Source organism: Micrococcus sp. GbtcB5, assembly GCF_019091605.1.
Classification (GTDB): Bacteria; Actinomycetota; Actinomycetes; order Actinomycetales; family Micrococcaceae; genus Micrococcus; species Micrococcus luteus.
Map to the genome: position 1 here is coordinate 51,308 of NZ_JAGXJK010000009.1, position 13,490 is coordinate 64,797.

General features: G+C 70.9%; 11 protein-coding genes, 2 pseudogenes and 1 other annotated feature. Of the genes and pseudogenes, 8 read left to right on the plus strand and 5 right to left on the minus strand.

Features of this window, described 5'->3' with window-relative positions:
* Positions 1–120 precede the first annotated feature (120 nt).
* The 5 genes and pseudogenes from KVS67_RS04765 to KVS67_RS04785 form a co-directional block, all read right to left on the minus strand.
* Entirely contained in the window at positions 121–2,229 is a 2,109-nt protein-coding gene (locus KVS67_RS04765) for an acyltransferase family protein (protein WP_217564789.1), read from the minus strand.
* A gap of 247 nt (positions 2,230–2,476) precedes the next feature.
* A pseudogene (locus KVS67_RS04770) lies at positions 2,477–3,705 on the minus strand (IS3 family transposase).
* Positions 3,332–3,433, minus strand: a sequence feature (AL1L pseudoknot). It overlaps the preceding pseudogene by 102 nt.
* Before the next feature lie 57 nt (positions 3,706–3,762).
* Entirely contained in the window at positions 3,763–4,200 is a 438-nt protein-coding gene (locus tag KVS67_RS04775) for a hypothetical protein (RefSeq protein ID WP_217564790.1), read from the minus strand.
* A 91-nt stretch (positions 4,201–4,291) separates the two neighbouring features.
* Positions 4,292–5,137, minus strand: a complete 846-nt coding sequence (locus tag KVS67_RS04780) for an alpha/beta fold hydrolase (RefSeq protein WP_010079170.1) — start codon at positions 5,135–5,137, stop codon at positions 4,292–4,294.
* Between the two features lie 87 nt (positions 5,138–5,224).
* Positions 5,225–5,971, minus strand: coding sequence for a DUF72 domain-containing protein (locus KVS67_RS04785; RefSeq protein ID WP_217564791.1), 747 nt, complete (start codon positions 5,969–5,971; stop codon positions 5,225–5,227).
* Positions 5,972–6,047: 76 nt separating this feature from the next.
* Here KVS67_RS04785 and KVS67_RS14390 point away from each other — a divergent pair.
* From KVS67_RS14390 to KVS67_RS04820, 8 genes and pseudogenes are all read left to right on the plus strand, one after another.
* Positions 6,048–6,185 (plus strand): annotated as a pseudogene (locus KVS67_RS14390) (AbgT family transporter); the annotation flags it as partial.
* A gap of 87 nt (positions 6,186–6,272) precedes the next feature.
* Positions 6,273–7,223 (plus strand): glutaminase A, encoded by a 951-nt coding sequence (gene glsA, locus KVS67_RS04790; protein WP_069941728.1) that lies wholly within the window; start codon positions 6,273–6,275, stop codon positions 7,221–7,223.
* 113 nt (positions 7,224–7,336) lie between these two features.
* Positions 7,337–8,275, plus strand: coding sequence for an SDR family oxidoreductase (locus KVS67_RS04795; protein ID WP_230282230.1), 939 nt, complete (start codon positions 7,337–7,339; stop codon positions 8,273–8,275).
* Positions 8,272–9,342 carry a nucleoside hydrolase gene (locus KVS67_RS04800; protein ID WP_217564793.1) on the plus strand — a complete coding sequence of 357 codons (1,071 nt, stop codon included), beginning with the start codon at positions 8,272–8,274 and terminating at the stop codon, positions 9,340–9,342. Before KVS67_RS04795 ends, KVS67_RS04800 begins: the two co-directional genes overlap by 4 nt.
* Positions 9,343–9,422: 80 nt before the next feature.
* Complete coding sequence (locus KVS67_RS04805) at positions 9,423–10,256, plus strand: aldo/keto reductase (RefSeq protein WP_060973449.1); 834 nt, start codon at positions 9,423–9,425, stop codon at positions 10,254–10,256.
* Between the two features lie 131 nt (positions 10,257–10,387).
* Positions 10,388–11,311 (plus strand): phage holin family protein, encoded by a 924-nt coding sequence (locus tag KVS67_RS04810; RefSeq protein WP_217564794.1) that lies wholly within the window; start codon positions 10,388–10,390, stop codon positions 11,309–11,311.
* A gap of 151 nt (positions 11,312–11,462) precedes the next feature.
* On the plus strand, positions 11,463–12,104 hold the full coding sequence (locus tag KVS67_RS04815; RefSeq protein WP_020624488.1) for a CDP-alcohol phosphatidyltransferase family protein: 642 nt from the start codon (positions 11,463–11,465) through the stop codon (positions 12,102–12,104).
* 124 nt (positions 12,105–12,228) lie between these two features.
* Positions 12,229–13,449: a glycosyltransferase gene (locus KVS67_RS04820; RefSeq protein ID WP_095695491.1), complete on the plus strand. Its 1,221-nt coding sequence runs from the start codon at positions 12,229–12,231 to the stop codon at positions 13,447–13,449.
* Positions 13,450–13,490 lie beyond the last annotated feature (41 nt).

The window sequence follows — 13,490 nt, forward strand, 5'->3', positions numbered from 1 at the left end:
CGTAGTTCTGCTCCGCATGCTGCCCACCTCTTCGAGGCCGATAGAGGAGCGGGAACGGACTGAGGGTGTCATCAACACCCGCACCATTCCCATCCCTTGATCAGCGCGCTCGAGAGAGCCTCAGCGTCCTAGACGCATGCCGTCGTGCTCCAGGGCCGCCAGCACACGCTCGATGAAGACGGGAGCAAGAGTCTCTACATACGTTGGGGTGAGGTGGTTGTCGTCCCAGTACACATGGACGTTGCCCACCGTGGGCTGGCACTGACGGTCCGGGCAGATCATGTCGTTCAGCTGCACCTGCGCGATGCGGGGATGAGCATCGGCCAATCCGGCCAGGGGGCTGGTGTTCGGATCGAGTACGGCATGCGTCCAGCGGCACGTCACCGCATCGACCCCGTGCATCGTTCCGCAGGTCGTGGGCGATCCGGCCGCAAACCGGGGGTTGTCCCGGAGTGCGAGGACATGGGCACCCGTCCCCGCAATCTCCTCCATCCGCCCGGTCATCCCCGGGGTGAGCATCTCCTCGTCCTCGTAGGTGCTGCGTGTGCCCTGCATGAAGACGACGTCCGGGCGCACATGCTCCACGACCAGGTTGAGGTCTGCCAGGAAGTCCGGGCACTTCGGGGAGTCGTCCACCTGCTCCTCCATCGGCGCTACCAGGCAGCTGCCCCGCGTATAGCTGACGACCTCCAGCCGTCTCTCCTCACCGAGGCGCCGGAGAGCGGGGGACCACTGCATCACGTGGCTGTTGCCGGCCATCAGCACGACGCCGGCCGGATCTGCTTGTGGGACGAGGACATGGCACGACTCGGCTCCGACCTCGGTCAACTGTGCTTCCAGGGCGGGGTCGCACTCCTCGGGGTACTCGGGGAAGGGGTACCGTCCCTCCACCACGGGCAGAACAGGGGCACCGGGGTCTCCAGCTGGCTCGTAGTCGGGGCGCAGGACGGCGGCGCCCGGGTTGTTCCGGTCGGCCGCCTCGAGGACTCGTGCGGACTCCGCTGGCTCGGCGCCGCGCCACAGGGTCACCGGCGCCACAACGAGAGCGGCGCAGGTCCCCAGTACGACGGCGGACCGCCAGGCGGCCGTCTGGGGCCAGCCCCACGCTCGTAGCGGACGCTCCACGCGCACCGAGAGGAGGAGGGCCGCGCCGAGGGAGACGACGACGAGAACGACGCCTGCGGCCGCGCCGGGTTTCTGTGACCCCGTGAGGACGGAATAGGTGATGAGCAGCGGCCAGTGAATGAGGTAGAGAGCGTAGGCGGAGTCACCCAAGCGGGTGAGCGGGCGGGAAGCCAGTACCCGGTCCACACCGAAATGGGAGCCGCTGGTGCCCGCGACGATCACAGCAGTGGCCGACATCAGCGGCCACAGCGCGATCCAGCCGGGGAAGGCGCCCTGGACGTCCACCACGACGCCGACGGCGATCATGCTCGCGAGCCCTGCCCAGCCGAGGAACACCCGTGTGCGCCGTCCCAGGTGAAGGAATGGAAGGACGAGCGCCAGGAGGGAACCGAGGGCGAACTCCCATAGGCGAGCCCGAGTGTCGAAGTACGTGAACGCCTGGTTCTGGGAGGTCTGGGTCACCGACCACAGCAGGGACACGACGAACACCGAGGCGAACGCAGTCGTGAGGACGGCTCGGGGCCGCGCCCCGGTGCGGCGGGCCACCAGGGCTGAGACAAGGAAGAGGAGCGGCCACAGGATGAACACCTGCCCCTGGACCGACAGCGACCAGAAATGCTGGAAGGGGGACAGCGAGGTGTTGTCGGCGGCGTAGTAGTCGACGGCGTTGAACGCCAGGGTCCAGTTTTCCACGTAGAGGGCCGACGCCAGCGCCTCCGTCCGCCACGAAGCACGGTCGGCCAGCGGATACACCGTGGCAACGGCAACCAAGGTAAGCAAGATCGTCAGCACCGCCATGGGCATGAGGCGCGTGAAGACGTGAAGCCAGTAGCGCCCCACCGCGAGGGGCCTTCCAGCCTCCATCTTGCGGGTGAAGGAGCCTGTCAGGAAGAAAGCCGAGATGAACAGGAAGATGTCGACGCCGCCCGACACCCTGTCCGTGAAGATGTGGAACACCACCACCAGGAGGACTGCGACCGCGCGCAAGCCCTGGATCTCCGGTCGCCAGTCCGCCTGCCTTCGGGCCACCACAGGAGTCGAATCGGGCCCATCAGCCGCGTGTCGGGGGCGGTAGCCGCGGGGATAGACGGACGGATTGGTCATGGTGGCCTCGGCAGTGTCAGAGGGATGGGAAGGCAAACGGCAACATCATGCCTGAGGGTGGTTCTTTCGAACGGGAAGCTGACCAGCGGATTGAGGCTCGTGGCCCAGCCCTCACGTCGCACAACGGCGCCCGCACCCTCGCGCGGTAGGGAGCGGGCGCCGTCGTGGGGGCGAAAGGGAACGCCTCAGGCGTCGTCGGCCTCCCCGGACTACTGCTCACTGAAGCGCCCTGGGTTCCGTTCCGAGGTCAGGATGCAACGGGCGCTGAATCCTGATCGTGAGTGTAAGCCGCCTCAACCTCTGCGGGAGTGCGATAGCCAAGGGCCTCATGCAGGCGGGTGGTGTTCCACCAGTGCACCCACCCCATGGTGGCCAGCTCGACCGCCTCGGTCGACTCCCACACCCGCTTGGCGTGGATGAGCTCGGCCTTGTAGAGCCCGTTCACGGTCTCCGCGAGTGCGTTGTCATAGGAGTCGCCCACGGTGCCCACTGAGGCGCTCGCCCCCGGCGGTGATGAGCGCGTCGGAAGAGGCCAAGCTGACGTACTGGGCGCCTCGGTCCAAGTGGTGCACCAGGCCTTGGCGGCCACGGCTGGCTCCCGTGCTCACCAGAGCGTGCTCGAGGGCCAACAACGGCAGCCCCGCGGTATGGAGGCTGCCGGAGACCGCCCATCCCACGATGCGCCGGGAGTAGACGTCGGTGATGAAAGCGACTCAAGCAGAACCCCGAGATCGTGCGCACGTAGGTGATGTCAGCGACCCAGAGCCGGTGTGGGCGCTCGGCAGTGAAGCGGCGCTCGACGAGGTCGGGACGAGCATCCGGCTCACCTGCCGGCCTCGTGGTGATCGGCTTACGGCCGCGCCGAACCCCTTCCACGCCGGCGAGCTTCATAGGCGGGTGACCTGGTCCCGGCCGATCTTCCAGCCGGCGCGGGCCATCGCGTGGTGCATCTTCCGGACGCCGTAGACGCTGTAGTTCTCCGCGTGGATCCGGCGGAGCTCCTCCACGAGGATCTTGTCCCGCAGCGTTCTCGAAGACCTGGGGCGTGTCTTCGCGGCGCGGTAGCTTACGTCGAGGTGATGAACCCACACTCTGTCGCACGCAGGGTGCGGCAGATGGCCTCGACCCCGAACGGATCGCGGTGTTCGTCGATGAACGCGATCATCTCGTCGTGGGGCGGTCGAGTTCCGCTGCGAAAAAAGCCGAGGCGGCTTTGAGGATCTCGTTCGCGCGCCGTGCCTCGGCGAGCTCGCGTTTGAGCCTGCGGATCTCCTCCGCGGGGGTCTCTGAGGCCGGTGCCTGGGCTACTTCGTGGCCGTGGCGTTGGCACCACATCCGTAAGGTCTCTTCGCTGACATCGAGCTGCGGGGCTACCGCCCGGATGGAATGCGAACGGGGTCCTCCCTGGGCGGCTTGGCGTTCCAGGACCAACCGCACGGCGCGCTCACGCAGCTCGGGGCTGAACCCCTTGGGCATGTTCCGATTCTCCTTCGTTGGGATCGGAACGAAACCCAGGGCGCTTCACAGCCGCACTCATACCGGGCTCCAGACCTTCACCCACACTGCTTCAGCGGCGAAGACGAGGAACATGGCGACAGCGCCGCACGCGGCAACCCCCGCAGAGACAAACCAGCCGACGATTCCTCCCACGGCCGGGGGAACCACGAAGCTCCACACGGCATAGCCCCAGCCGCCCGGGGAAGGGTGGGCGGATGCGACCACGAAAGGCCGCTCACCACAGGCGACCAAGATCGAACTGACTACCACAGCGGTCACAGCGAGCTCCAGCGAAGCCCACCCGCCGAGAGGGCTGGCAAGGGCCTGGCTGAGCAGCCACCACAGAAGCCACACCCCCGGCATGAGGGCAAGACCCGTGCTCAGATGACCCACTATCGCCCAGGGGAGCGAGATGACTTCCGGGGGACTGTCCCCACCCGACACCTCGTCGGATTCCGTTCGCTGGCGCTTCATCACTTCTCCCTCGCCACCTCGACCACATGCAAGCACCACCGGCACAGTGCAACGACTGTCGGCCTGACTGTGCCGCAAGCTCACCGCGCCCTCACTCCGCCAGGAACTCCAGCAGGATCCGGTTGAACTCCTCGGAGTGGCTGATGCTGAAGCCGTGCGGGGCGTCCTTGACGAGTTCGACGCGGCTGCCGTCGATCGCCTTGTGCGTCCGCTTGCCGGAGCCCTTGAACGGCACGATCTGGTCCGCATCGCCGTGCAGGACCAGGGCCGGCACGGTCACCGCCGGCAGGTCACGGCGGAAGTCGGTGGCCCCGAACGCGTCCATGCAGGCCAGCGCCGCCGTCTGGTCGGACTGCAGCGCCATCCGGATGGCCTCCTGGCGCTGCTCCTCGGTGACCTTGAGGCTGCTGGTCAGGCCGGCCAGCTTGGGGGTGGAGAAGAACGTCGTCGTGAAGTCGTCGAAGAACGACTCGCGGTCCTTCTCGAGACCCGCGCGCATCTCGGCGGCCTGCTTCTCGGTCAGCGGGCCGTCGGGGTTGTCGTCGGTCTTCAGCAGGTACGGGGGCACCGCGCCGGCGAACACCACCGAGTGGATCCGGTCCGCGCCGAACCGGGACATGTAGCGCGCCACCTCGCCACCGCCCATCGAGAAGCCCACGAGCGTCACGTCACGCAGGTCGAGCTCGGTGAGCAGACCGTGCAGGTCGGCGGTCATCGTGTCGTAGTCGTACCCGCCGGCGGGCTTCTCCGAGGCGCCGAAGCCCCGCCGGTCATAGGTGATCACGCGGTAGTGCGGGGACAGGGCTGCGACCTGGTCCTTCCACGAGTCGAGGGTCAGCGGCCAGCCGTGGATGAGGACCACGGGACGCCCGTGGCCGGCCTCCTCCACGTTCAGTCCGATCGTGCCGTGGTCCGTGGGGATCTGCATGAGGGTCATGTGCGTCTGCCTTCCTGTGCTCTCGGGGGACGACGGCGGCGCTCGGCCGCCGCTTCCTCCTCACGCTAGGCACGCGCTCGGCACGTGTCAGGCTTCGGTCTCCGCCATCCTGCGCAGCGTCAGCGCGTTGAACGCGGCGTGGCCGTGGTTGTCGTTGTTGAAGTAGACGTAGGCGGGGCGCGCGCCCGCCGCGTCCGCGCCGGTCAGCTCCCGCAGCCGCTCCACCCAGGGGGAGAGCTCGGCGTCGGAGAACGAGCCGCCGTAGCGCCAGTCCGGGTCCGCGTTGTGGAAGCGCACGTAGGCGAGGCGCCCGGTCGCGCGCAGCACCGGCTCCCGCCCGGCGATCACCGAGACCACGAACCCCGCCCCGTGCCGGTCGAGGAGGTCGAACACGTCCTCGTCCAGCCAGGACTCGTGCTGGACCTCCACCGCCACGCGCACCCGCTCGGGCAGCAGGCCGAGGAACCCGGCGAGTCGGTCGTCGTCGCGGTGCAGGTGGGCCGGCAGCTGCAGCAACAGCGGCCCGGCGTGGTCACCGAGCAGGTCCAGGGTGTGCACGATGCGCTCCACCCAGTCCTGCGGCTCGTTGAGCTTGCGGTAGTGGGTGAGGTAGCGGGAGGCCTTGACGGCCATCTCGAAGCCGGCGGGCAGGCGCTCGCGCCATGCCTCGACGGTGCTGTCCGCCGGCCAGCGGTAGTGGGAGCCGTTGAGCTCGACCGTCCGGAAGCGCTCCGTGTAGTGGTCGAGCTGGTCGGCGATCCGCAGCCCCTGCGGGTAGAAGGTCCCGCGCCAGTGCCTGTAGGTCCAGCCGGAGGTCCCGATCCGCACGTCCATCCCCCGACGATAGCCCCGGCCCGGGTTCCCGGGTTTTGCCTTCACCCTCCGTCGCCCGCGTAGCGTCCCGCTGATCATCGCGGTGGCTCAGAGGTACGACCGGAAGATGGGCATCGGCTCCCTGATCGCCACGATGCTCCCGTCCTCGATCGCCTTCCTGCCCGCGTGCACCGGCATGGTCATCGGCTGGAGGTGGCTGGGCCTGCCGCTGGGCCCGAACGCCCGGTCCAGTACACACCGTGACCGGCCCGGTGCCCGCCCGCGACCCGGGCGCCCGCCCACTACTGTGCCAGGAATGGACATGACGCGATTCGACGACGACCTGCGCGCGATGCTCGACGAGGTGGAGTCCGACCGTCGCGGTGAGCCCTCCGACTACCTCGAGGACGTCGCCGGCCAGCATGTGGACGGCCTCGCCGTGGCGGTGTGCACGGTGGACGGTCACCAGGCCGCCGCCGGGGAGACCGAGCACGCCTTCGCGCTGCAGTCGGTCTCCAAGGCCCTCACCTACGCGGTGGTGCTGCAGGAGATCGGCCTGGACCACGTGCTGGAGGACGTGGGCGTCGAGCCCTCCGGTGAGTCGTTCAACCACCTGTCCCTGCACGACGACGGCCGGCCGTACAACCCGCTGATCAACGCCGGCGCCATCCTGGTCCACGCCCTCCTGCCCGCCGGGGACGAGGATGAGCGGACGGCCCTGCTACTGCGCCGCTACAGCGCGATGGCCGGCGTCGAGCTGGAGGTCTGCGAGGACGTCCTCGACGCCGAGCGCACCCGCGCCGACCGCAACCTGGGCCTGGCCCACCTGCTCGCCGACGCCGGCCGGCTGCCCATCTCGGCCCGCGAGGCCGTGGCCGGGTACCTCGCGCAGTGCTCGGTCCTGGTCACCGCACCCCAGCTGGCCGTCATGGGCGCCACCCTCGCCGCTGGCGGCACGAACCCCGTGACGGGGGAGCGGGTGCTGGACGAGTGGGTAGCGCAGCAGGCGATGTCCGTGATGCTCACCTGCGGCATGTACGACGCCAGCGGCCAGTGGGTGGCCGAGGTCGGCGTGCCCGCGAAGTCCGGCGTCTCGGGCGCGCTGCTCGGCGCCGTGCCCGGGGCCCTGGGCATCGCCACGTGGTCGCCGCGCCTGGACGAGCAAGGTAACTCCCGGCGTGGCATCGGGTTGTTCGAGGGGCTCAGCGCACGCTGGGACCTGCACGTGCTCCAGCACCGTGGCGCCCTGCGCGGCCTCAGCGGGCCCCGCTGACCCCGCGTTGACGCCTAGCCGCTGCGGCGCCGTCGTCGCGTGGGCCACGCCGCCGACGACGCCGCGCCCCGTCCCTTGTCACCCTCTGGCGCTCGCCTCGTAGCATCGGGCCCATGACCACTCCAGAGAAGAAGGACGACGCCCCCGCGATCCCCGTGCAGGACTCCCAGCTGGCCCACGACGACCCGCGCACCCGCCACCCGAAGCTCCGCGTCGCCAAGCAGCGCCAGCCCGAGCCGGGCCTGGACGTGAAGACGGATCCCGTCCCGGACATCGGTCTGGACTCGTACCGGGGGATGGGCCGGCTGACCGGCCGCAAGGCCCTGATCACCGGCGGCGACTCCGGCATCGGTGCCGCGGTCGCCATCGCCTACGCCCGTGAGGGCGCGGACGTCGCCATCGCCTACCTGCCTCAGGAGCAGCCCGACGCCGACCGCGTCCTGGCGGCGATCGAGGCGGCCGGGCGCACCGCCGTCGCGTTGCCGGGCGACCTGATGGACGCCGACTACCGCGCCGCCCTCGTGGACGAGGCGGCGAAGCGCCTCGGCGGCCTGGACATCCTCGTGAACAACGCGGGCAAGCAGTTCATCTCCGATGACCTGACCGATCTCACCGACGAGCAGGTCCACGAGACGTTCCAGATCAACATCATGTCCATGTTCACGCTCAGCCGCGCCGCGCTGAAGCACATGGGCCCGGGCAGCACGATCGTGAACACCACCTCGGTGCAGGCCTACAACCCCAACCCGAGGCTCCTCGACTACGCCGCCACCAAGGGCGCCATCAACAACTTCACCAAGGGCCTGGCCGAGCAGCTCGGCCCGAAGGGCATCCGCGTCAACGCGGTGGCGCCCGGGCCCATCTGGACGGTGCAGCACGTGTCCTACGGTGAGCCCGAGGAGAAGCTGCCCGAGTTCGGCCACAGCACCCCCATCGGCCGCGCCGGCCAGCCCGTGGAGATGGCGCCCGCCTATGTGTTCCTGGCCTCGGGCGAGTCCAGCTACGTCAACGGCGAGACCCTGAACGCCAACGGCGGCACGCCCACCCCGTGACCGCCCGCCTCCTCGCCGACGTCGACACCGGCATCGACGATGCCTGCGCCCTGCTCCACCTCGTGGGCGCCCACCGCCTCGGCGCCGGCCCCGAGCTCGTGGCCGTCACCACCACGGGCGGCAACGCGACCGCCCGGGACTGCGCCCTGAACACGGCCGCGGTGCTGGACCTGGTCGGCCGGGCCGACGTCGAGGTGGCCGTCGGTGCCGAGACCCCGCTGCGTCGGCCCGCGGTCACCACCCCGGAGACCCACGGCGACGGCGGTCTCGGCCATGCCCGGATCGATCGGCGCCCTGAGTGGCTCTCGCCCCGGCCCGCCGTGGAGGTGTGGCTGGACGAGCTTCGGGCCCACCCCGGGGAGACGACGATCCTCTGCACCGCGCCGCTGACGAACCTGGCCCTCGCGCTGCGCGTCGAGCCGCGCCTGCCGTTCCTCGCCCGCGGCATCGTGATCATGGGCGGCTCCTTCTATCATCCGGGCAACACCACGCCCACCGCCGAGTGGAACACCTGGGTGGACCCGGACGCCGCGAAGGAGGTGTTCGCGGCCTTCGAGGGCCTGCCCGAGGATCGCCTGCCGGTGGTGTGCGCGCTCGAGACCACGGAGCGGATCGAGTACACGCCGGCCCTGCTGGACGGCCTCCTGGCCGACGCCGGGGCCAGCCCCGTCGGCTGGTCCGCGGACCGACCGCGGGTCGCCGGGCCGGCCGCCGCGACCGGCCGCCCCGTCCTGGACGTGCTCGCCGACGCGCTGCGCTTCTACTTCGAGTTCCACCACGACTACGACCAGGGCTACATCGCCCACCTGCACGACCTCTTCGCCGCCCAGGTGGCCGCGGGCCAGGCCCGCATCGCCACGCGGGCCACCGTCGTCGACGTCGAGGCGGACTCGGAGCTGTTGCGCGGCACCACCGTCCACGACACGCGGGACATCTGGGGCAGGCGCCCCAACGCCCGGCTCGTCACGGCCAATGACCCCGCTGAGGTGTTCGCGGCCTTCGCCCGCGCGGTGGGCGCCGTCGTCGCGGGGGAGCGGACGTCCGACGGCGGCGCCCCGGCCCGGTGACCGCCGTCGGGAATGCCGGCCGCCCGCGCGCGGTTGCATCCGACGCATCCGCCCGACCCCGACCTTGCAGGAGCTCCCTCATGACCAGTGTGCCCACCGTCCCCTTCCACGACGGCCAGCAGATCCCGCAGCTCGGGCTCGGCGTGTGGCAGGTCGAGGACGACGTCGCCGCCGACGTCGTCGAGCAGGCGATCCGCGCCGGCTACCGCCACATCGACACCGCCGCGATCTACGGGAACGAGGAGGGCGTGGGCCGCGGCATCGCCGCGTCCGGTGTCGCCCGCGAGGAGCTGTTCCTCACCACCAAGGTGTGGAACTCGGACCAGGGCTACGAGGAGGCGCTCGCCGCCCTCGACGCCTCGCTCGACAAGCTCGGCACCGACTACGTCGACCTCTACCTCATCCACTGGGCCAAGCCTGCGCAGGGGAAGTACGTGGACACCTGGAAGGCCCTGATCGAGGCGCAGAAGCAGGGCAAGGTGCGTTCGATCGGCGTCTCCAACTTCCCGGCCGCCCAGCTCGAGGAGATCATCGAGGCCACCGGTGTGGTGCCCGCGATCCACCAGGTCGAGACCCACCCGTACTGGCAGCAGCGCGAGCTGCGCGAGGTCGAGGGCCGCCACGGCATCGTCCACGAGTCCTGGTCCCCGCTCGGTCAGGGCGGCGACCTCCTCGCCGATCCCGTGGTCACGGAGATCGCCGAGGTCCGCGGCGCGACGCCGGCCCAGGTGGTCATCGCGTGGCACCTCGCCCAGGGCTTCGTGGTCATCCCCAAGTCCGTGACGCCCGAGCGCATCGTCTCGAACCTCGAGGCCGCGGGGGTGGAGCTGACCGCCGACGACGTCGCCCGGATCGACGCCCTCGACCGCGAGGACGGCCGCCTCGGCCCCGACCCGGCGGTCATCGACTTCTGATCCAGCCGCCACCGCGCGCACCCGGCCCGTCCCCCTGGGGGCGGGCCGGTGATAGTTTTGCTCGAGAATGCCCGGTGGCCGCCGCGCCGCCCGGGCGCATCTGTCCAGGCACTCCACGGAAGGCATGCACCATGTCCCACCAGGCTCCCCCCGCCGATGCGTCGAAGGCCCGCGCGCCGCGGACCGCCGTCCCGGTGACCCCGCAGACCCGCGCGAGCTCGCTGACCGACCTGCTCGGCGCCGTCGTGCGCCTGTTGCCCCTGCAGATGAAGGACGAGCTCGCGCTCGCCAAGGGACACGTGGCCGCGAAGGGCAAGAAGGCCGGCATCGGCGCCGGCGTCGCGGTGGTGGGCCTGTTCTTCCTCGCGCTCATGGTGGTCGCCCTCGTGGTGACGTTGGTCGGCGCCTTCGCCGACCCGAGCTTCTGGTTCCCGGCGCTCATGGTGGCGCTCGCGTTTCTCGTGCTCGGCCTGATCTTCGCCGGCGTCGGCCTCGTGATGGTCAAGGGCGCCATGCCGCTCGTGCCGCAGGAGACCGTGCGCAACCTCGAGTACGACCTCGGCTACCTCAAGGAGGGCAACGCCTTCGACCCGGCCGAGTACGACCGCCTCAAGGCGGAGCGCGCCGAGGCCAAGCGTGTCGAGGCCGCCCGTGAGGCCGAGCGGAAGAAGGTGGAGAAGGAGGAGAACAAGAAGGCCCGCAAGAACGGCGAGGCCGCTCCCCACCCGGACCGCGACGACGCCACCGAGGCCGAGATCCGTCGCCGTGCCGACCTGCGCCGCCGCCACCTGGGCGACATCCGCTCCGGCCTGGACGAGAAGACCAGCGTGAAGGGCCAGCTCGCGGCCTTCGCCGCCCAGCGCAAGGGTCGCGGCGTCACCCCCGAGACCACGCACGCCACCGAGCAGACCGCGCCGTTCACCGGTGCCGCCCGCGCGGGGGAGCGGACCGCCGAGGCCGAGGACTACGTGAAGGACCACTGGCAGCCGCTCGCGCTGCTCGGCGCCTCCTCCGCCGCGTTCGTGGCGCTCGCCGGCCGCCTGCGCCGCCGCTGATCCGAGGGCGCCCGCCCTCCCCAGCCCCCGAGGCCCCGATCCCCACGGATCGGGGCCTCGTCGTCTGCGGGGAGGGGCGACGGCGTCGGTAGGCTGGGCGTGTGGGGCGCCCGGCGGGGGCGTCCGCCCGCGGACCCTGGAGGAGCGACCCATGCGTGTGATCGACGTCGGCCTGCGCGAGGGCCACGAGTACCGCGTCCGCGACACCTGGCTGACCGTGCCGAACCTCATCACCCTGGCCCGCTTCGCCCTGGTCCCGGTGTTCGTGTGGCTCACCGTCGACGGCCGGCACCTGGACGCGTTCGTGATCCTGGCGGTGCTCTCCGGCACGGACTGGGTGGACGGCTACGTGGCGCGCCGGTTCGACATGATCTCCACGGTCGGGCGGTGGCTCGACCCGGTGGCGGACCGCCTCTCCCTGCTGGTGGTGGCCGTGACGTTCGTGGCCACCGGCATCGCCCCGCTCTGGCTCGCCCTGGCCATCGCGATCCCGGACCTCGTGCTCGCCGCCGTGTGCCTGTGGCTGTTCGGCGGCAGCCCGGATCTGCCGGTCACGGTCCTGGGCAAGGTGCGCACCGCGCTGCTGCTGGTGGGCACGCCCCTGCTGCTGCTCGCCCGTGTGCCGGGGGTCGACGGCGGCCCGTGGAGCGGCGTGGCCCTGGCTCTGGTCGGCGCCGGTTGCCTGCTGCACATCCTCGCCGCGGGGGACTACCTCGTGCGCGCGGTGGGCAAGGCCCGCGGCCTGCGGGCGGACGGTCAGGACCCGCGCGAGCATCCGTCCCGCCGGGGCTGACCCCGGCGCATGGTCGTGCCGGCGCCGACGGTTGCTACCGTGGGACGCGCGCCGTGCCCGCGGCCGATCCGCACGGCACGGGCCGGGCGCCGTCGTGCCATCGCCACCACAGAGAGGGACCGCCGTGTCCGACCGTCCCGGGATCGCCGCCGACCGCCCCCTGAAGGTGCTGATCGCTGCTGACACCTATCCGCCGCACGTCAACGGGGCCGCCACCTTCGGCCACCGCCTCGCCACGGCACTGCACGCGCGCGGCCACGAGGTCCACGTCGTGATGCCGCGCAGCGAGGCCGGCCCGGACACCGTGGAGCACCGGCCGGAGGCCACCGTGCACCTGCTGCGCTCCCTGCCGGCGCCCACGCACGAGTACTACCGCGTGGTGCTCCCGCGGCACGCCAAGACCTCCTTCCGCCGCATCTACCGCGAGGTCCAGCCGGACGTCGTGCACGCCCAGTGCCACTACATGATCGGCGAGGCCGCCATCAACGAGGCCGAGCGGCGCCGCATCCGGATCGTCTCCACGAACCACTTCATGCCGGAGAACCTCGAGCCGTTCCTGCCGTTCCCGCAGTGGTTCCTGGACATCGTCTCCCGGGTGTCGTGGAAGGACATGGGTCGGCTCATGGGCAAGGGCGCGGTCGTCACCACCCCCACGGCCCTCGCCGCGCAGGCCATGGCCGAGCACGCCGGCCTGGACAACGTCCTCCCGGTCTCCAACGGCATCGACGCGAGCGCCTACGAGCTGCAGCCGGGGGAGAAGGTGGACCATCCCGGCCATCCGGTCGTGCTCTTCGTGGGGCGGCTGGCCGTGGAGAAGAACGTGGAGGTGCTGATCCGTGCGATCGCGCACCTGGCCCGCACCCGCCCCGACCTGGACGTGCACGCCGAGATCGTCGGCGACGGCGAGCAGCGCGACCGCATCCGTGCCACGGTGGACGAGGAGGGGGCGGCCGACCGCGTCCTGCTGCGCGGCCACGTCTCCGAGGAGGAGCTGCGGGCGGCCTACCTGCGCGCCGACGTGTTCTGCCAGCCGGGCACGGCGGAGCTGCAGTCCCTCGTGACCCTCGAGGCGCTCAGCGCGTCCACCCCGGTGGTCCTCGCGGACGCCCTCGCGTTGCCCCACCTCGTGGACGAGGGCGTCAACGGCCACCTCTTCCCGCCCGGGGACCACGTGGCCCTGGCCGAGCGGATCGCCCGGATCCTCGACCTCTCGGACGCGGAGCGCGCCGCCATGGGCGAGGCGTCCCACGCGAAGGCCCTGCACCATTCCGCCCAGAAGACGGTGGACATCTTCGAGCGCCTCTACCGCGGCGCGACGGCCGCCGAGGTCCGCGCGCTGCTCTGAGACCCGTCGGTAGGATGGGCGGGTCCCGCGCGATGCCGCGG